Below are 20,447 nucleotides of genomic sequence, written 5' to 3' on the forward strand. Positions count from 1 at the left end.
TAGATATATTAAAATATTTTGTAATAAAAATGTTATGATATGTAACAAGTTGCCCGATTATACTTAAAATGTTACGCAATAATAAAAATGTGTTACGCTCCTATTTTTGATTCTTTTACATATACTGTATTTTTGAAAAATAAATGAATAAAACACAATAATAGTATTAATGGGCTCTGATACTATCTACTACTATGATTAACAAAAAGGGCCCGTATTAAAAAACCATGAAAAAAAACAATTTTAGTGTTCTTTTTATCCTTATGTGTTTGTTGTTTTCAGCATGTGCAAATGAGGATATTAAAAAATGGCCTGAAAAGGGTAATTTTTATGATCCGAGCAAGCCGGTATCCTTCGACTCGATGATCCCTGATTGGGGAAGGATCAATGACGCATTCATAATCAAAGGTAACTTTCCTACTGACACATCTCAGATTAAGGTCTTCTTTGGAGACAAAAAGGCTGTTTTAGTTAGTAGCGATGGTCGCGAAGCATTCGGACTTGTACCAAAACAAATGGCTGGATACAATAAAGTGTCTGTCATCGTTGATGGCAAATCTTACAACTCTGATAATGCAAAGTTTAAGTACTATCAAACACAGTCTGTGAAAACTACTGTAGGTAAATTTGACGAACGAAAATTTGTGACAGGGTTATTAGGAGAGGCCCGTCTTGAGTATTGCTCCAATATTGTAGCTGTAAAAGGTAAGAAAACAGACAATATTCTATTCCAAGCCGGTGGCTGGAATGATAAGACATATTTTGTATCATTGGAAGACAATGTCATGACACAACTTATTAATATAGGTTATTTAGGTGGTTTGACAGTAGATAATACCGGTGAGAAAGTTGCTATTATGTCTCGTAATGGTGGTGCAATATACACAGCCAAACGTGAAGATGGGTGGACAATTAATTCTTTAGGCGTAAATGTTCCTTTCTCCGGAGATTGTCAAGGTTCTTTGGCTTTCGGAAATGACAATAGTCATGTTTTTGTAATGGATGGTGACGGATTATGGTCTGTTGATTTAGAGAATAAAAACTATGAGGAGGTTTTAAAAGTTTCTGATTTTCCTAGTGTATATAATGGTATAAATACAGGACAATGGTTTCATTACCTATGTTATAGCAGGTACGACGATTGTTTCTATGTCTCTTACAATGATCAAAATGGTATTGTAAAAATGTGGAAAGACAAGACAGGCAAATGGCAGGCTGAACGTTATGCTGGTTTCCAACCTGGAAACAAGACTGCCTTGGGTGATAGACTTCTTGATGCTGTACTAAGAAGACCGATGGGTATGGCTGTAAATAGTGATGGTGAACTGTTTGTATGTTGTCATGATTCTCAATGTATTCTGAAGATCAAAGGTCGTCTTGTATCACTCGTAGCAGGACATCTTGATGCCAGTGGTAATGTTAATGGTAATCCAACAGATGCATATTTAAATGGTCCGGAATGTATTACTATTGATTCGGATGAGAACTTCTATATTGGTGAAGAAAATTCCGGTACCATCCGAAAAATAACAATAGAATGATACATGATTTAAGCACAGTAAAATTTATATTATAAAAAAATAGAATATGAAAAATAAACATATATTACTGCTTCTTTTGCTATTGATTGTCTCTATGGGCAAAGGATTTGCTCAAGAAACATTAAAAGCAGCAGGAATGATTATGGATGAAAAAGGAGAACCTCTAATTGGGGCAACTATCTCCGTAAAAAATAAGCCAACGCATGCTGCAATCACCGACATGGATGGTCATTTCAGTTTGATTGGTATTACGCCAAATAGTACTATTGTTATATCTTATATAGGATATGACAAACAAGAAATCCCAATTAGCAAGAACAATGAAAGGATGAGAATTGCCTTAAAACAAAGTTCTGGAATGATGGACGAAGTTGTGGTAACATCATCAGGAAAAATACAGAAAAAGATTAATGTTACAGGTGCGATAACGTCTGTAGACGTTAACGAGCTGAAAGTTCCCGGAACTTCGATTTCTAATATGCTTGGTGGTCGTGTTCCAGGTATTATATCTGTAAACCGCAGTGGAGAACCCGGTAGCGATTTCTCTGAATTCTGGGTTCGTGGTATTAGCACATTTGGAGCCGGACAAGGTGCGTTAGTATTAATTGATGGTATTGAAGGTGATATTAATACTCTTGATCCTGAAGATATTGAAAGTTTCTCTATTCTCAAGGATGCCTCATCAACAGCCGTTTATGGTGTACGTGGAGCCAATGGCGTTATTTTAGTAAGTACAAAAAAAGGTAAAGCCGGAAAGTTGAACTTGCAAGTTAAAGCCAATGCCGGTCTGTCATACTCTCCAAGAATGCCCGAATATGTAAATGCTGCAACTTATGCATCATTGGCTAATGAAGCATCTGTATCACGTGGAGGTATTCCTATATATTCTGATGTAGACCTTTCTCTCTTTGCTAATCATGAAGATCCTGATCTACATCCTGATGTAAATTGGCGTGATGTTATACTCAGAGACTATACTTGGAATCGTCAGTATTTTCTAAGTGCATCAGGTGGTGGTCAAGTAGCTCGTTATTATATTTCTGCCGGTTACATGAAGAAGGATGCTATTTTCAAACAGGACAAGAGTGCTCATATGTACAACACTAATGTTGATTATAACAAATTTAATTTCCGTGCTAATGTAGATGTGAACGTTACTCCTACTACAAAACTATCATTGAATGAGGAGAGTGTAATCGTAACACAAAATTTCCCTGGTTATGGTGACAACAGTCAGTTACTTTGGGAAGCTCAGTCTAATCTGACACCTGTTACAGTTCCTTTAATGTATACAACAGGAGAGGCTCCTGGTTATGGAACAGATAAATCTACTGTCAGTCCTTATGTTCTATTAAATATGACCGGTTATAAAACAAGATTTCAAAACAACAACAAAATAACAATGCAACTGGATCAGGACTTAAAAGTTATTACTCCAGGACTTTCATTTACAGGATTGGTAAATATTGACACTAACAGTTCTTTATTACAGTCTCGCGAGAAATCTCCAGCTATTTATTATGCCAACGGTCGTAAACGAGATGGAACTCTTGACCTTGAAAAGATGACAGAGTATAAAGATCCTACATATAGTAGCGAGACATATACTGACAGAAAATACTATTTTGAATTCCGAATAAATTATGATCGTGTCTTTAATAAAGTCCATCGTGTAGGCGGACTTATCAATGGATACTGGAGTGACTATATTTCATCAAGTTATAATCAGTTGCTTACTGCTATTCCAAAGAGATATAATAGTTATGCCAGCCGTTTTACATATGCATATAATGATACTTATATGGCAGAGGTAAATGTTGGTTATAGCGGTTCTGAGGCTTTTGAAAAAGGACAAAAATATGGTTGGTTTCCTGCTTTTTCTCTAGGATGGGCACCAACGCAGTATAATTGGTATCGCGACCATAAGTTTTTCGTAAATTATCTTAAATTCCGTGCATCTTATGGTATAGTAGGTAACGACCGTTTAACATCTGATAATTCTGTACGTTTCCCTTATCTTACATTGATCGGGCAGACGGGTTCTGGCATTTGGAACAATGGTAATGGTGTTACAGAAACTCAGGTCGGGTCGAACAACTTACGTTGGGAGAAAGCAATCAAATATAACTTTGGTATAGATGCACGATTCTTTAATGAGCGTTTTGACATGACAGTAGACTTCTATAAAGATGTTCGTTCCGGTATTTATCAACAACGTCAAAGTATTCCTGAAGAAATGGGATTGGTTACATTACCATGGGCAAACGTAGGAAAGATGAAGAGTTGGGGTATTGATGGACATATATCTTATACTCAGCCTTTAGGTAACAACGATAAGTATCTTGTTTTACGTGCAAACCTTACACAATCAAAGAATGAAATTATAAATTTTGAAGAAGATATAAAGAAATATCCTTACCAGTCTGCAAGAGGATACCAGAGTGGTATTAACCGTGGACTTATATCATTAGGATTATTCAAAGATCAGAACGACATAAACAATAGTCCTCACCAAGAGTTCGGTAGTTATCTACCCGGTGATATCAAATACAAGGATGTCAATGGTGATGGAGTTGTAAACTGGGATGATATGGTTCCATTGAAATACTCTTATGTACCACAGATCCAATATGGTTTCGCAACAGAATTCAACTGGAAGAACTTCAACATCAGCGTTCTTTTTGAGGGCGTAAGCAGAGTAACTTACTTCAGGGGTGATAATATGTACCAACCATTCTCAAAGGGCAAAGTCGGTAACGTTATTACGGATTTTGCAGATCCCGCAAATCGTTGGATTTCAAGAGATGTATCTGGCGATCCTGCAACAGAAAATCCAAATGCAAAATATCCAAGACTCTCATATAACGGCAATAGTAATAACAGCATGTCTTCTACATTCTGGCTGGCTGATGGCAGTTACCTTCGTCTAAAGAATGTCCAACTGTCATATACATTCAGAAACAAGTGTTTAAGAACATGCGGAATAAACAGGGCTGTTTTAAGTCTGATAGGTGATAATTTGGCAATATTCTCAAAAGAGAAACTGCTTGACCCTGCACAAGCCGGAAGTAATGGTACTGCATATCCAAATCAAAGAGTTTACACACTACAACTTAATGTTTCATTCTAACTATACAAATATCATGAATATTTTTGATAAAAATAAAATAAGAACTGGTTTCGTTGGCAAAATTGCCATAATAGTAACAGCATTTGTCACTATTTTATTGTCTAGTTCGTGTGAGCAATATCTAGACATTGAAAAATATGTATACGACCAGACCACACTAGATTCCATATTTCTTTCTCGTACTCGTACTGAAGAATATCTTAATGGTGCTGCTGCTCTATTATATGATGAATCAGTACAAACAGGTAGTGAATGGGGATACACCCCGGCTCTTCCTAGTGGACTAGGTTCTGATGAAGCTATAATTCCATTTGTACTTCCAGGTAATTCAATACTCTACGATGAAGTAAAAGAGACTGATTCTAAATTCAATCCATGGCCACAATGTTATCAAGGCATACGCAAAGCTAATATCGTATTGCAAAATATAAATAAGAATACGGAGCTTACTACGATGGAAAAAAATGATTTTATGGGCCGTGCTTATTTCCTTAGAGCTTATTTTTACTTTTATTTAGTAAGAATGTATGGCCCAGTAGTTATTTTACCGGATATTCCATTTGAAACTGACGAAGACGTATCTGCGGCTTCAATAGAGCGTTCTACGTATGATGATTGTGTAACAAAGATATGTGCAGACTTTGATAAAGCTGCCAGCATGTTGCCTATAGAGAGAATAGAGTCTCAACAATATCTGCCTACTAGAGGAGCTGCTTTGGCTCTCAAGGCCAGAACAGAACTTTATGCTGCGAGTCCCTTGGTTAATGGAAATAGTTATTATTCAGATTGGAAAACATCTGATGGACGTAATTTTATCAATCAAACAGCTGATAATACTAAATGGGGTAAAGCCGCTGCATCATTTAAAAGTGTCATAGATTTAAACAGATATGCATTAAATACAGTATTAAAAATAGACAACAGTAAGGGAACAGGTACGTTACCTCTGCCTTCAACTGTATCAAGTGCAGATTTCCCTGATGGCGCGGGTAATATAGATCCTTATAAGTCTTACAAGACATTGTTTGATGGAACTTATCAGCCATATATAATGAAAGAATATATTTACTATTGCCCTAATGGAATGGCCGGAAATGGGGATTATCGTCTTATTAATCCTGATAAACTTGGTGGAAACGCAACATTCAGTGTTACTCTTGATATGATAGATCAATATCGAATGGCTGATGGACGTGATTTCAGCCAAGCTACAGAAACAGAGAAATCAGGAGATGCTGTTGGCGCTGATAAAACATTTTCATCAGACTATTTGCTTTCTGCAGAACGTGCGCATCGCGACGACGGACGTGAGCCTCGTTTTTATGCCAGTATAGGCTTCAATGCTTGTATATGGCCAACTACATCTCATCGCGATGGTCTTTCAAGTGGTACTCGTAATTATATCTGTGACTACTATTATGGAGGAAGTGGCTCTAACCTTAATGATAACAACTGCCGTAACCGTACCGGATACACAAATAGGAAATATATTAATCAAGATGACTGTATCTTCTGGAATGGTGTACTAAAAGCAAAAACATATCCTATAATACGTTATGCTGAAGTATTATTAGGTTATGTTGAAGCTCTGAATGAAATTGAAGGTTCGTATAAAGATGAAACTAGTAATCAAATATTCACTCGTGACGTTAATCAGATTGTTAAATATTTCAATATGATTCGCTATCGTGCAGGTCAGCCGGGTATCACAGCTGCTGACGCTTCCGACAAGGACAATATGCGTAAACTTATCAAGCACGAACGCCTTATCGAATTTGCATTTGAGGGTCAGCGCTATTGGGATTTACGTAGATGGAAAGATGCATACGATGCATACAACCGTCCCATACGAGGATTAGATGTTAGTGCACGTGAATCTCAACGCACTCAATTCTATACAGAACGTATTTGGAATACAGAAAAATGTATGAAACGCGAATTTACTAACAAAATGTATTTTTGGCCTTTGGATCGTAATGTGCTAAGTAAGAATGGAAAACTTAAGCAAAATCCAGGATGGTGATTTTAAATAAATAATAATATGAAAAAAATTAATTATATATTGATAATTATATCAGCCTTTGTGCTGTATGGATGCGATCAAACTATTCCAATGGAAAAAGATTTGTATCCTCAAAGTGTCTATTTAGTAGGAGCAAAGAACAAAATTATAGACCGTCCACTTAATATTGGTTATGCCAATGATACGGTTTATGCTTCTGTTGCTATAAGTGGTTCGAGACCTATTAATGATGATGTAACTGTTGGTATTGAAGAATCTCCTGAATGTGTAACAGAGTATAATAAGAAAGAATTAGGTTCTAATGATATTCTATACAAATATCTCGAAAAAGGCACATACAGTTTTCCTCAAAAAGACGTAGTTGTAAAGAAAGGTGACGTATACGCTACATATCCTATACTTATAAACCCTGCGTCACTTCATGTTGATTCGCTATATATGCTGGCATTCAAATTGGACTCAACTACAATGTATCAATTAGCTAAAGAGGACACTGTAGTTCTAGTGCGTTTAAATACAATGAATAAGTATTCTGGATTATATTATATGGACGGAGTTATCAAACCGGCTGATAATCCAAATGATTCCATTATATATAAATCTCCTCGAAATCTTCAGGCTGTATACGATGGAAAAACAGTGAGAATGTATCATCAGAAAAATGAATGGTCAAAGGGCGCTACTGATTATCGTCCGGGATTTTGTTTTACTATTACGATCAATGATGACAACAGTTGTACATTAAAATCGTGGGATAAATTTAAACTTATAAGTGGCGGTGGAAAATATTATCCCGATATGAAAGTTTACGATTTATGGTACACTTTTGAAGAAGATGGGGTTATAAAGAAAACAAGGGGCTTCTTGTACAAGGAACGTTCTAATGATGACGAGACACGTAAAATTAATGATTGGATGGACGAAAACAGGAAATACGATTATTGAATTTATTTATAAGTAATCAATTAATATGAATTTCGGATGTTTAATGGATAAACATGACGTGAAGACAGATTAAACATTCTTCTTATTCTCTCTAAAAAATGAGCTCGGTTTTATACCGAGCTCATTGTATTTAACTCTAGTTTTATCATGGTGTGTAACATAATTTGGTGGCTAAGTAGTTTCCTGTTAAAAAAACATTTTCAAACCTCAACCTCACTAAAACAGCATAAGTATATGTATATAAATAAGTTATATGCAGTGAGGTTTAGTGAGGTTAATCTCACTAATATCAAAATATTATATATGATAGGTAAATCAGGAATACTTTTATAATTGTGTAAAGTGTTTCCGTAAAGATTTGAATAATCTGTATAGATAATAAGTAAATATAACCACAAAGACATATAGAGAATCATTTGCAGAGCTATATCTAGACTTTTAAAAACAACTTATTTCAATAGACAAATCAACTTATTTTACTCAACAAAACAAGTTGATTTGTCTATCAAAACAAGTTGTTTTGTTTATTTACATCTATGCTTTTGCTAGCACAAGATATTGCTATACAAGAGATATCCTTGCAACTATATTTAATGTATCATTAAGAACCAAATTAATTAATCATTCAACCACCTTTGGAAAAAGACACAGTGAGGTTTAGTGAGGTTACAAAACAAAACCTCACTGCATATAACTTATTTATATACATATACTTATGCTGTTTTAGTGAGGTTGAGGTTTGAAAATGTTTTTTTATAATGTAATTCGTATAATTGCTTTAAACAGTTTTTTTCTATGATCTATAAAATTCAACGTGGTGTATCCTGTAAATAGCCTGATAAAAACTAATGTATAAGCAATAAAATTAAAGCTCTAATAACATTTATTTTTAGAACATCAAGAATACTGTAAATTAAAATATATGACTTACATAAGAATCACGCCAATTGTCGGATAAATCTACTTAAGTAGGAGTATTCTAACATCATCATATAATAATGAACATTAGTAGCCATTATATCATTCAAGGCACATTTTTTAATTGTATAATGTTTTATATGATAAAAAAGTATTATATTTGCATTTTATAATTCGTAGAAACAAAACACAGCTAAAAATGAAAGATTTTTTCAAGTATACACTTGCCACCATAACCGGCATAGTAGCATTAGTAGTAATAACAGGAATTTTTGCACTGATTAGCATCGTAGGTATGATTTCAACCGGTGAGTCTTCCCAAAAAGTAAAAGACAATTCGGTATTTGTATTGAAATTATCGGGTGATATGGAAGAAAGATCTCAGGATAATTTTTTATCTGAATTATCTGATGACACTAATACTATCGGACTTGATGATGTTCTTAAAGCTATAGACAATGCAAAAAAGAACAATAAAATAAAGGGTATTTATATAGAAGCCGGTACTTTCTCACCTGACTCATATGCATCACTTCAGGCTATGAGAAATGCTCTTAATGATTTCAAGAAAAGTGGAAAATGGATTATTGCTTATGGAGACGTATATACTCAAGGTGCATATTACGTATGTTCTGTAGCTAACAAGGTATACCTTAACCCTGTAGGACTTATTGATTGGCATGGTCTTGCAGCAGAACCATATTATATAAAAGACATGCTAGCCAAATTGGGCGTAAAAGTTCAACTTTTCAAGGTTGGTACTTACAAGAGTATGCCTGAAACATATACTGCTAACAAGATGAGCGACGCTAACCGCGAACAAGTATCTGCATACATCAGAGGCATTTGGAATACGGTATGCAATGATGTATCAAAAAGCAGAGGCATCAGAAATGATAAATTGAACAGTTTTGCAGACAATTATATAACACTTGCCGACGCTAAAGAATACGTCAGTAATAAGATGGTTGATGGTCTTTTATACAATGAACAGGTAAAAGACAAAATAAAGAAATTGCTTAATACAAATAGTAAAGATGCTATTAACCAGTTGTCTCTAAACCAAATGACAAACATCAAATCTGACAATAACGATGGTGGCAAAATTGCTGTTTATTATGCATATGGTAACGTTGTAAGTTCTGACATTACAGAAGGAGGTTCTCCTTGTATTAGTTCTGAAAAAGTAGATGCTGACCTTGAGAAACTTAAAAATGACGATGATATAAAAGCCGTTGTTATACGTGTAAACTCTGGTGGTGGAAGTTCTTTTGCATCCGAACAGATATGGCACGCAGTAGAAATGCTGAAAGCAAAGAAACCTGTAGTGATATCAATGGGAGGCATGGCTGCATCTGGAGCATACTATCTAAGTTGCGGTGCCAACTGGATTGTTGCTGAACCAACAACACTAACCGGAAGCATAGGCATTTTCGGTATGATCCCTGATATAAGCGGTCTACTTACTCAAAAGTTAGGCGTCAGATTTGACGTTGAAAAGACCAATCGCGGAAGTGATTTCGGTTCTATAGGTCGCCCGTTTAATGTAGATGAGTCAAAGGCATTCCAGGCTAGTATAGACCGAGGATACATACTATTCCGTTCACGCGTAGCAAATGGTCGAAATATGAAAGTTACAGATGTTGAGAAAATAGCACAAGGACATGTATGGTTGGGCGAGACAGCGATTAAATTACACCTTGTCGACCAACTTGGCGGCATTGACGCAGCAATAGCAAAAGCAGCGAAACTGGCTAAAATAGATAAGAGCGGATATTATACAGAAAGTTATCCGGAAAAAGTAAGTTGGATAGACCAAATACTTAATTCATCACTAAAAAAAGGTAGTAACTATCTTGATGAAAACCTTAAGAGTACATTGGGCGAATATTATGAACCACTTATGCTAGTTAAAAAATTAAATAAGACAGACAGGGTTCAGGCTAGAATTCCTTTTGCTGTAAATATAAAATAACAGATAATAAACGATATTCTATAAGATGGATGAATTCATTAAAATAAGAGAAAGTCTGTTACCTATAAGTTGGCTATATGGTATTGGAGTAAGTATACGTAATTTCCTCTTTAATATAGGAATATTGAAGAGCAGAAGTTTCGATATACCAATCATATCAGTAGGAAACATTACAGTTGGCGGTACAGGCAAGACTCCACATGTAGAATATCTTATACGCCTTCTCAAAGACAACTTCAACATAGCAGTGCTAAGCAGAGGTTACAAGCGTAAGAGTAAAGAATTTATTCTGGCAGATGATGACACAGAAATGAGTATAATTGGAGACGAACCATACCAGATGAAGCAAAAGTTTCCTAACATAACTGTAGCTGTAGACAAGGACAGATGTCATGGCATAGAACAGATATGCGGTAATAATAGCACTAAAAACACAGATGTGATATTACTGGATGATGCATACCAGCACAGATATGTAAAAGCAGGCATAAATATTCTGTTGGTTGATTATCATAGGATGCTTAGTTCAGACAAACTGTTACCGGCGGGCAGATTAAGAGAATCTGAAGACGGTAAATCACGTGCAGATATGGTTATAATAACAAAATGTCCATCCGATCTGAAGCCAATGGAATTCAGAGTAATAACAAAAGCGATGGATCTTTATCCATATCAGCAGCTATTCTTTACGACATTGATATACAAAGATTTAATGCCTATTTACGAAGGTGAAAGCAAATCTATCGAAAGTATATCTGAAGACAATATATTACTATTAACAGGCATAGCGTCTCCACAACAGATTTTGGAAGACATGAAGCCTTATATGAAGAATATAAATCAGATGACATACCAAGATCACCATCAGTTTACTGATAAAGATGTGGAAGATCTCAACAACAGGTATTCCGCTTTGCCATCACCAAAGATAATAATAACTACAGAAAAAGACGCCACACGCATAAAAGGCCTTGAAGGTCTTAGTGAAGAGGTGAAGCGCAACATATACACACTGCCTATTGAGGTAAAGTTTATGTTAGAACAAAAAGACACGTTTAACGAAAACATTATAGGTTATGTACGAAAAAATTCAAGAAACAGCATCCTGGCTAAAAGAAAGGATGAAAACGAGTCCAGAAACAGCAATAATTCTGGGAACAGGACTAGGACAATTAGCTTCAGAAATAACTGATACTTACGAGTTCGCATATCAAGATATACCAAATTTCCCGGTATCTACAGTAGAAGGTCATGCTGGAAAACTGATTTTCGGTAAACTTGGAGGTAAGGATATTATGGCTATGGAAGGTCGTTTCCACTACTACGAAGGATACGACATGAAAGAAGTTACATTCCCAATACGTGTGATGTATGAGCTTAACATAAAAACGCTCTTTGTATCAAACGCATCAGGAGGAATGAACCCAGAGTTCAAGATCGGTGACCTAATGATCATTACAGACCACATAAATTTCTTCCCAGAGCATCCTCTGCGCGGAAAAAATTTCCCAACAGGTCCACGTTTCCCGGATATGCATGAGACATACGATAAGGCTCTCATTTCAGAAGCAGACCAGATCGCTAAAGAAAAGGGAATACGTGTAGTACACGGAATATACATTGGTGTACAAGGTCCTACATTTGAAACACCGGCAGAATATAAGATGTACCACCGACTTGGCGCTGATGCTGTAGGCATGAGTACTGTGCCTGAAGTAATAGTTGCCCATCATTGCGGAATAAAGACTTTCGGAATAAGCATCATCACCGACTTAGGAATAGAAGACAGTCCGGTAGAAGTAAGTCACGAGGAGGTTCAGGTTGCAGCAAACAATGCACAGCCACTTATGACAGAAATAATGAGAGAAATGATTAAAAGAGCATAGATGACAGCAATATCAAAACTTGGTGAGTTCGGACTTATTCACGAACTTACCAAAGATATAAAATTAAAGAACGAATCAAGCATATATGGTGTTGGTGATGACTGCGCCGTAATGCACTATCCCGATAAAGAGGTCCTTGTTACAAGCGACCTCTTAATGGAAGGAGTCCATTTTGATATGACATATATAGACATGCAACATTTAGGTTACAAGTCTGCTATGGTTAATATCAGCGATATATTTGCTATGAATGGGAAACCTCTCCAAATGGTTGTAAGCATTGCACTAAGTAAACGCTTCACTATTGAAGACATAAAAATGTTTTATGATGGACTGAAGATGGCTTGTGAAAAATGGAATGTAGACATCGTTGGAGGAGACACGACATCATCATATACAGGAATGGCTATAAGCATAACTTGTATAGGTGAATGCGCGAAAGAGGATATTGTATACAGGAATGGAGCCAAAGACACCGACCTAATATGTGTTAGCGGAGACTTAGGAGCTGCATACATGGGATTGCAACTACTCGAAAGAGAAAAAAGTGTATATTACCAGCAAGTGGACGAGGCTAAAAAGAAAGACGACAAAAAAGCATTGCAGGAGTTGTCGCATTTCGAACCTGACTTTGCAGGGAAAGAATATCTTTTACAACGCCAACTTAAGCCAGAGGCACGTGGCGATATATTAGAAAAACTTAGAGAAGCTGGTGTACGTCCAACATCTATGATGGATATTAGTGATGGATTAAGCAGCGAACTGTTTCATATATGCAAACAAAGTGTGTGTGGCTGCCGAATATTTGAGAATAAAATTCCTATAGACTATCAGACTGCTGTTATGGCCGAAGAGATGAACATGAATGTTACTACATGCGCACTCAATGGTGGAGAAGATTATGAACTCTTATTTACTGTTCCTATTGGAGACCACGATGCAATAAAGGAGATGGAAGGTGTTAAGATCATTGGCCACATAACTGAAGACAAATTCGGTATGAATCTTGTAACAAGAGATGAAAATGAGTTTGAACTTAAAGCCCAAGGGTGGAATCCTCTCAAAGATTAAATTATATATACCAGACTATACTTATGTAACGCAAATAATAAGTTACAAAAGTTATGTGGTATCTATATAAAAATATCAGATAAAAAGTTTTGCGGGTTCAAAGATTATTTGTACCTTTGCACCCGCAAACGAAAAAGGTGCCATAGCTCAGTTGGTAGAGCAAAGGACTGAAAATCCTTGTGTCCCCGGTTCGATTCCTGGTGGTACCACTCCTCCTTTCATTAGCCCTGTTCTCTTTAGAGGCAGGGTTTTTATATTATAAATATTTTAATCATCATACTGTTGTAGTATACATATATCTATATTTAGACCTTCCATCTAAAAAAAGAGGCAACAATTTGGTAGATTTATAACGATTAATATAAAAATAGTCGTATTTTTGCACAAAATATACAGACAATGAAATCACTTACAGAATTATATAAGATAGGTAAAGGACCTTCAAGCAGTCATACAATGGGCCCTCAACGTGCTGCGAAGATTTTCTTATCTAAAAATATGAATGCCCGATATTTCGAAGTAACTTTATTTGGAAGTCTTGCTGCTACGGGCAGTGGTCACATGACAGATTCTGCAATAGAAGATGTGCTAAAACCTGTAGCCCTAGTCAATATTATATGGAAGCCATCTGTATTTTTACCTTTTCATCCTAATGGAATGCATTTTGCAGCCCTTGATGATAAGCGTAATGTGATTAATGAATGGACTGTATATAGCATTGGCGGTGGTTCTCTATCTGAAGGGAAAAAGGTCGGAGATATGTTTGATACTTCAGAAACATACAGTCTTAACACTATGGGCAGTATAATGGACTGGTGTGATAAATACGGAAGAAACTATTGGGAGTATGTTGCCGAGTGTGAACAAAAAGATATTTGGGATTATTTAGCAAAAGTATGGGATGCTATGCAAAAATGTGTAGAAGACGGATTAATTCATGAAGGTGTTCTTCCTGGATCTCTAAATCTTCCACGTAAAGCATCTACTTATTATGTAAAAGCTAGTGGTTATAAGTCAAGCCTACAATCTCGTGGATTAGTATATGCATATGCACTAGCTGCCAGTGAAGAAAATGCATCTGGTGGAACTGTAGTTACAGCTCCTACTTGTGGTGCATGTGGAGTAGTTCCGGCTGTATTATACCACCTTCATAAAGCACATGGGTTCAGTAATATTCGCATAATACATGCGCTTGCCACGGCTGGACTTTTTGGAAATATCGTTAAACAGAACGCTTCAATATCAGGAGCAGAAGTTGGATGCCAAGGTGAAGTTGGTGTAGCCTGTGCCATGGCATCAGCAGCAGCTTGTCAGCTATTTGGAGGAAGTCCATCCCAGATTGAATATGCTGCTGAAATGGGATTGGAACATCACTTAGGTATGACATGTGATCCTGTATGCGGACTTGTTCAGATACCATGTATAGAACGAAATGCATTTGCTGCTACCAGAGCACTGGATGCAGACCTTTACGCTTCTTTTTCAGATGGAAAGCATAGAGTATCTTTTGACAAAGTGGTGAATGTAATGAGAAAGACCGGACATGACCTGCCTTCTCTTTATAAGGAAACTAGCGAAGGTGGCCTTGCTACAGAATACAACGACATAATGTAACTATGCATAAGACAATTATGCAATAAGAAACAGATCATGTATTATATCAGATTCCCAGTCCGCCAATGAATGATGCTGAGATATATTTGCTTTGGGTAAGATTTGAATAAGGAGGTAAACTATTTGTTATCCATACATTACCGCCAATAACAGTATCATGACCAATTGTAACCCTACCGAGTATAGTAGAATTTGAATATACCGTTACATTATCTTCTAATATCGGATGTCGAGGTGCATTAACCGAATTATCATCCTTATCTAATTTTATACTTTTAGCACCAAGTGTAACACCTTGGTACAGTGTTACATTATTTCCTATTATACACGTCTCACCAATTACAACTCCAGTTCCATGGTCTATGCTGAAATATTCCCCAATCTGTGCGCCTGGATGTATGTCAATACCTGTAGCAGAGTGTGCCAGTTCTGTTATGATGCGCGGTATTATTGGTATACCCATTTTATGAAGTTCATGAGCAACACGATAATGTGCCATAGCTTGTAGTACGGGATAGCAAAATATTACTTCACCCGGGTTTGATACGGCTGGATCATTATTATATATAGCCTCAACGTCTGTATACAAGAGACGTTTTATATTCGGTATTGCATTTATAAATGAGGCTGCAAGTTCTGAAGATTTCTCTGACACATTTTTTTCTTCGATCTCGTTGCAGAATATAAATCCCCTCGCTATCTGTTTTCTAAGTAACGAGAACAGTGATTCCATATTCACTCCTATATAATATGATCGTACTCTACTGCTCTCTTCTTCATCGTCAAAAAAACCGGGAAAAGCAATAGCTTTAACCAATTCAACAATACGCTTAAGCGATTCTATTGATGGCAATGGTGAATTATTATTAGGAAGTATTCTCTTTTCAGGTTCTGATACTTCCGAAAGTATTTTCACATTGTGTAATATTGTATTTATTCTGTCTTCTCCCATAATAGTAAGTCTTTTTATTTTGTGCAAAGATAAATAGAAAGAACATAAGAATAAATACCAGAGTTGCGCTATTCTTTATAGCACAAATGTGGTATTTAGCTATATTATACCATAATCGTACTAGTTATCTTACCACAAATATGGTAGCTAAATTACCTTTATTATGCGATTTCACATAACACAAAATATCAATACCTTTGCATACATAAATAATTAATTAGAATAATATGGCCGTAATAATATTAGCTGACAATCAAGAACTGACACAATATGGTATTGAACATCTGCTCAATGATGTACCAGACACAAAAATCATGCATACACCTGATAAAACAGAACTGATAGACAAGCTCAAGACTTATGAACAGGCCATTGTTATTATAGATTATACATTATTCGATTTTTCAGATGTGAATAACCTCCTTATTATTAACGAACGATTTCCAGATGCTTTCTGGATATTAATAAGTGAAGACCTAACAGAATCGTTTCTTAAGAGTGTAATATACAGCAGTCGTAATATAAGTATAGTTTTCAAAGATTCACCTCTTAAAGAAATAGAAGAGGCTATATCATACGCACTATGTAGCGAAAGATATATATGCCAACGTGTTACTGAAATCATGTTTTCCCATAAAAAGAAAGACGAATATATCCCGTCAAAACTTACACCTACAGAGATTGAAATAGTACGTTCAATAGCACAAGGCAAGACTACGAAGGAGATTGCAACTGAAAGATTTTCAAGCATTCATACTATAAATACTCATCGCAAAAACATTTTCAGGAAACTAGGCGTTAACACTGCACACGAAGCTATTAAATCTGTCATAAGATCAGGATTAATAGATACATCTGAGTATTATATCTAATAATATGTAAACTGTACAATATTGCACAATGGTTGTATTTGACTACAATATAATCTAAGTTAGCACGTTAATATCATGACGCTAACAAGTCGTATTAATATACGAACTACACAGATTATAAAATAGATCAAACAAATGAGCAATATATCTACACCTTTTGCACATCCGCTGTATATGATGGCAAAACCAGCAGGTCCTATGTGCAATCTTTCATGTCGCTACTGCTACTATCTTGAGAAGTCTGACTTATATCACGAATATACCAACAAAGTAATGAGCGATACTCTTCTCGAAAAATTTATAGATGAGTATATTACATCTCAGACAATGCCTAATGTACTCTTTACATGGCATGGAGGTGAACCACTCATGCGCCCGTTATCATTCTACAAGAATGTTATAAAACTACAGAAACAGTATTCGCGTGGCCGAAATATAGACAACTGCATACAGACAAACGGAACACTGCTAACAGATGAGTGGTGCCAGTTCTTACACGATAATAATTGGCTTGTAGGAATATCTATTGATGGCCCTCAAGAGTTTCACGACAAATATCGCCGTAACAAGCTTGGGATGTCATCATTCTATAAAGTAATGAATGGCATACGTTCGCTCAACAAGCATCAAGTAGAATGGAACGCCATGGCTGTAATTAATGATAACAATGTAGAACACCCACTAGAGTTCTACCACTTTTTCAAAGATATCAACTGCCATTACATCCAATTTACACCTATTGTTGAGCGTGATCAAAATGGTAAACTCACACCTGAATCAGTAACGCCTGAGCAATGGGGTAATTTTCTATGCACTATTTTTGATGAATGGGTACACAATGATGTAGGCGAATATTACATACAACTATTCGATGCGACCCTCGCAAACTGGGTTGGAGTAGCACCAGGTATTTGTTCGATGGCAAAGACCTGTGGCCATGCCGGAATAATAGAATTTAATGGAGACGTATACAGTTGCGATCACTTTGTCTATCCTGAATACAAACTAGGTAATCTAAACGAGAAAACTCTTGTTGAGATGATGTACAGCGAACGTCAGAAATCATTTGGTCTGTCTAAAAGCACTTCACTGCCTCGCAAATGCCGGGAATGCAAATATCTGTTTGCCTGCAATGGAGAATGTCCGAAAAATCGTTTCATTCAAACTGAAGATTGTGAATCAGGCTTAAACTATCTCTGCGAAGGCTATTATAAGTTTTTTGATCATGTTGCTCCATATATGGACTATATGAAAAAAGAATTAGATGCAGACCGTGCACCGGCCAATATAATGAAAGAAATAAGATAATTATTATTTAATACAATAAAAAAGCCGGCATCCGTGTATAAATACAGATGCCGGTTTTTGTTTATACATCTTTATTAAGTAATATTGGTACTTTATTCTGTAAAATATCTACTGACAATATATCAGATTGGCACTAACTTTGCATTCGAATGGAAAGACAATAGGTTTTTATTTGCAAGAATATATAATAATTATAAAGAATGGAAGTTATTTGTAAAAAGGAATTTGGAGGCGAAAGACCTCTATTTGCTACTCGAAATCTAAAATTGGATAACGTTATAATCCATAAAGGAGAATCAGCCCTTAAAGAATGTGGTAATATCGAAGCAGTAAACTGCACTTTCGAGGGAAAATACCCATTTTGGCACAACGACGGATTTGTATTAAAAGGCTGTCATTTCACCGAAGGAGCAAGAGCCGCTCTATGGTACTCAAGAAACTTAGAGATGAGTGACACTCAGATTGATGCCCCAAAGATGTTCCGCGAGATGGATAATATAAAACTTGAAAATGTCAATATCCCAGATGCTGCAGAAACTTTGTGGATGTGTCGTGGCATAAAACTTAAAAATGTTACAGCCAGTAATGGAGATTATATCATGTCACACTGCAAAGATATTGAAATTGATAATCTTAAACTAAACGGAAACTATTCGTTTCAGTACTGTAAAAATGTAGTAATACGGAACTCTGTGCTTAACACAAAGGATGCCTTCTGGAACTCTGAGGATGTAACTGTCTATGATTCTGAGATTAATGGCGAATATTTGGGATGGCACTCAAAGAATCTGCATCTAGTAAACTGTAAAATATCAGGAACTCAACCATTGTGTTATGCACATAATCTTATAATGGAAAACTGTACGATGGCTGATGATGCTGATCTTGCTTTTGAATCCAGTACTGTAAATGCAACAATAAGGAGTGCTGTAAAGAGCGTGAAAAATCCTAGTAGTGGATGCATCAAGGCTGATAGTTATGGAGAGATAATCATAGACGAGAATATTAAAGCACCTGCCGACTGCAAACTGACACTTTGGAATTAAAGAACATGAGATTTGATTTTGATAAAATAATCTCACGTAGAGGAACGGATTCATACAAATGGGATTCGTCATCTGATGCTGATATATTACCTCTGTGGGTGGCTGATATGGATTTCCGTACTGCTCCGGCAATAACCGAAGCATTGAACAAACGTGTTGAGCATGGAATATTTGGATATGTAAAAGTCCCAGACAACTATTATAATGCAGTTACAAATTGGTTTAATAAGCGACATGGATGGCAAATGCAGAAAGAATGGATAATATATACTTCTGGAGTTGTGCCTGCCATATCGGCAATAATTAAGGCAATGACAGTGCCTGGTGACAGGGTCTTGATACAAACGCCGGTATACAACTGTTTTTTTTCATCAATACGAAATAATGGATGTGAGACTGTAACCAGTCCACTCTATTATCATGACAGCACATACTCTATTGATTTTGAAGACCTTGAGGCTAAAGCTTCAGACAAGAGAGTAAAAGTAATGCTTTTATGCAATCCGCATAATCCGGCAGGAAGAGTTTGGACCCGTAAAGAATTGAAGAAGATTGGAGATATATGTTTGCGACACAATGTTTTCGTAATTGCAGATGAAATACATTGCGAATTAGTCTATAAAGGATATAAATATATACCTTTTGCATCCATCAGCAATGAATTTCTTATGAATTCCGCTACATGTACATCGCCTAGTAAAGCTTTTAATATTGCGGGATTGCAAATTGCAAATATCACAGTTGCAGACAAGGGGATAAGAGATAAAATAGACAAAGCTATCAATATCAATGAGGTTTGTGATGTCAACCCGTTTGGAGTTATAGCTCTACAGGCTGCATACAACAACAGTGAGGAATGGCTTGATGAACTTATAGAATATCTACATGGCAACTATATGTATCTGTGCGATTTCTTCAAAAAGGAGATGCCAAAACTGCCTGTGACAAAACTTGAAGGTACATATCTTGTGTGGGTAGATTGTTCTGCTCTTGGTAAGTCATCACATCAAATATATACAGAACTGATTGAGAAACAAAAAGTGCAATTAAATGAAGGAATTTTATATGGTTGCGATGGGGACAATTTTATGAGAATAAATATAGCTTGTCCACGACAATTGCTGTCTAAAGCTCTGAATAGAATTAAGGAGGTATGGAGTAAGTAA

At 36.1% G+C, this 20,447-nt stretch carries 14 protein-coding genes and 1 tRNA gene; 14 read left to right on the top strand and 1 reads right to left on the bottom strand.

Going from position 1 to position 20,447, the window contains the following annotated elements:
• Window positions 1-227 precede the first annotated feature (227 nt).
• From XYLOR_RS06785 to XYLOR_RS06830, 10 genes are all read left to right on the top strand, one after another.
• Window positions 228-1,541 carry an IPT/TIG domain-containing protein gene (locus XYLOR_RS06785; RefSeq protein ID WP_036878009.1) on the top strand — a complete coding sequence of 438 codons (1,314 nt, stop codon included), beginning with the start codon at window positions 228-230 and terminating at the stop codon, window positions 1,539-1,541.
• Window positions 1,542-1,587: 46 nt separating this feature from the next.
• Complete coding sequence (locus XYLOR_RS06790; RefSeq protein ID WP_036878010.1) at window positions 1,588-4,671, top strand: SusC/RagA family TonB-linked outer membrane protein; 3,084 nt, start codon at window positions 1,588-1,590, stop codon at window positions 4,669-4,671.
• Window positions 4,672-4,684: 13 nt separating this feature from the next.
• A complete protein-coding gene (locus tag XYLOR_RS06795; protein ID WP_036880851.1) occupies window positions 4,685-6,694 on the top strand; it encodes a RagB/SusD family nutrient uptake outer membrane protein in 2,010 nt (669 codons plus the stop codon).
• Window positions 6,695-6,712: 18 nt separating this feature from the next.
• Window positions 6,713-7,639, top strand: a complete 927-nt coding sequence (locus tag XYLOR_RS06800; RefSeq protein ID WP_036878012.1) for a BT_3044 domain-containing protein — start codon at window positions 6,713-6,715, stop codon at window positions 7,637-7,639.
• 1,117 nt (window positions 7,640-8,756) lie between these two features.
• Window positions 8,757-10,532, top strand: coding sequence for a signal peptide peptidase SppA (gene sppA / locus XYLOR_RS06805; protein ID WP_036878013.1), 1,776 nt, complete (start codon window positions 8,757-8,759; stop codon window positions 10,530-10,532).
• Window positions 10,533-10,557: 25 nt separating this feature from the next.
• On the top strand, window positions 10,558-11,724 hold the full coding sequence (gene lpxK / locus XYLOR_RS06810) for a tetraacyldisaccharide 4'-kinase (RefSeq protein ID WP_036878014.1): 1,167 nt from the start codon (window positions 10,558-10,560) through the stop codon (window positions 11,722-11,724).
• The gene (locus tag XYLOR_RS06815; RefSeq protein ID WP_084608544.1) at window positions 11,609-12,418 is read left to right on the top strand and encodes a purine-nucleoside phosphorylase; all 810 of its coding nucleotides are present in this window, start codon (window positions 11,609-11,611) and stop codon (window positions 12,416-12,418) included. The genes lpxK and XYLOR_RS06815 overlap by 116 nt, the downstream gene beginning before the upstream one ends.
• Entirely contained in the window at window positions 12,419-13,489 is a 1,071-nt protein-coding gene (thiL, locus tag XYLOR_RS06820; RefSeq protein ID WP_036878017.1) for a thiamine-phosphate kinase, read from the top strand. It begins immediately after the preceding gene.
• A gap of 136 nt (window positions 13,490-13,625) precedes the next feature.
• Window positions 13,626-13,698 (top strand) — tRNA-Phe (locus XYLOR_RS06825).
• 190 nt (window positions 13,699-13,888) lie between these two features.
• Entirely contained in the window at window positions 13,889-15,103 is a 1,215-nt protein-coding gene (locus XYLOR_RS06830) for an L-serine ammonia-lyase (protein WP_036878019.1), read from the top strand.
• 46 nt (window positions 15,104-15,149) lie between these two features.
• Here XYLOR_RS06830 and XYLOR_RS06835 read toward each other — a convergent pair whose 3' ends face one another.
• Entirely contained in the window at window positions 15,150-16,055 is a 906-nt protein-coding gene (locus XYLOR_RS06835) for a serine O-acetyltransferase (protein WP_036878021.1), read from the bottom strand.
• Window positions 16,056-16,282: 227 nt separating this feature from the next.
• Between XYLOR_RS06835 and XYLOR_RS06840 the strand changes: the two genes are divergently transcribed.
• The 4 genes from XYLOR_RS06840 (at window position 16,283) to XYLOR_RS06855 (ending at window position 20,447) form a co-directional block, all read left to right on the top strand.
• Window positions 16,283-16,927: a response regulator transcription factor gene (locus XYLOR_RS06840; protein ID WP_036878023.1), complete on the top strand. Its 645-nt coding sequence runs from the start codon at window positions 16,283-16,285 to the stop codon at window positions 16,925-16,927.
• Window positions 16,928-17,071: 144 nt separating this feature from the next.
• A complete protein-coding gene (locus tag XYLOR_RS06845; RefSeq protein ID WP_036880852.1) occupies window positions 17,072-18,235 on the top strand; it encodes an anaerobic sulfatase-maturation protein in 1,164 nt (387 codons plus the stop codon).
• Window positions 18,236-18,435: 200 nt separating this feature from the next.
• Window positions 18,436-19,281, top strand: coding sequence for a DUF3737 family protein (locus tag XYLOR_RS06850; protein WP_036878024.1), 846 nt, complete (start codon window positions 18,436-18,438; stop codon window positions 19,279-19,281).
• Window positions 19,282-19,286: 5 nt separating this feature from the next.
• Window positions 19,287-20,447 (top strand): MalY/PatB family protein, encoded by a 1,161-nt coding sequence (locus XYLOR_RS06855; RefSeq protein ID WP_036878026.1) that lies wholly within the window; start codon window positions 19,287-19,289, stop codon window positions 20,445-20,447.

This window comes from Xylanibacter oryzae DSM 17970, assembly GCF_000585355.1.
In the GTDB taxonomy this organism is placed as follows: domain Bacteria; phylum Bacteroidota; class Bacteroidia; order Bacteroidales; family Bacteroidaceae; genus Prevotella; species Prevotella oryzae.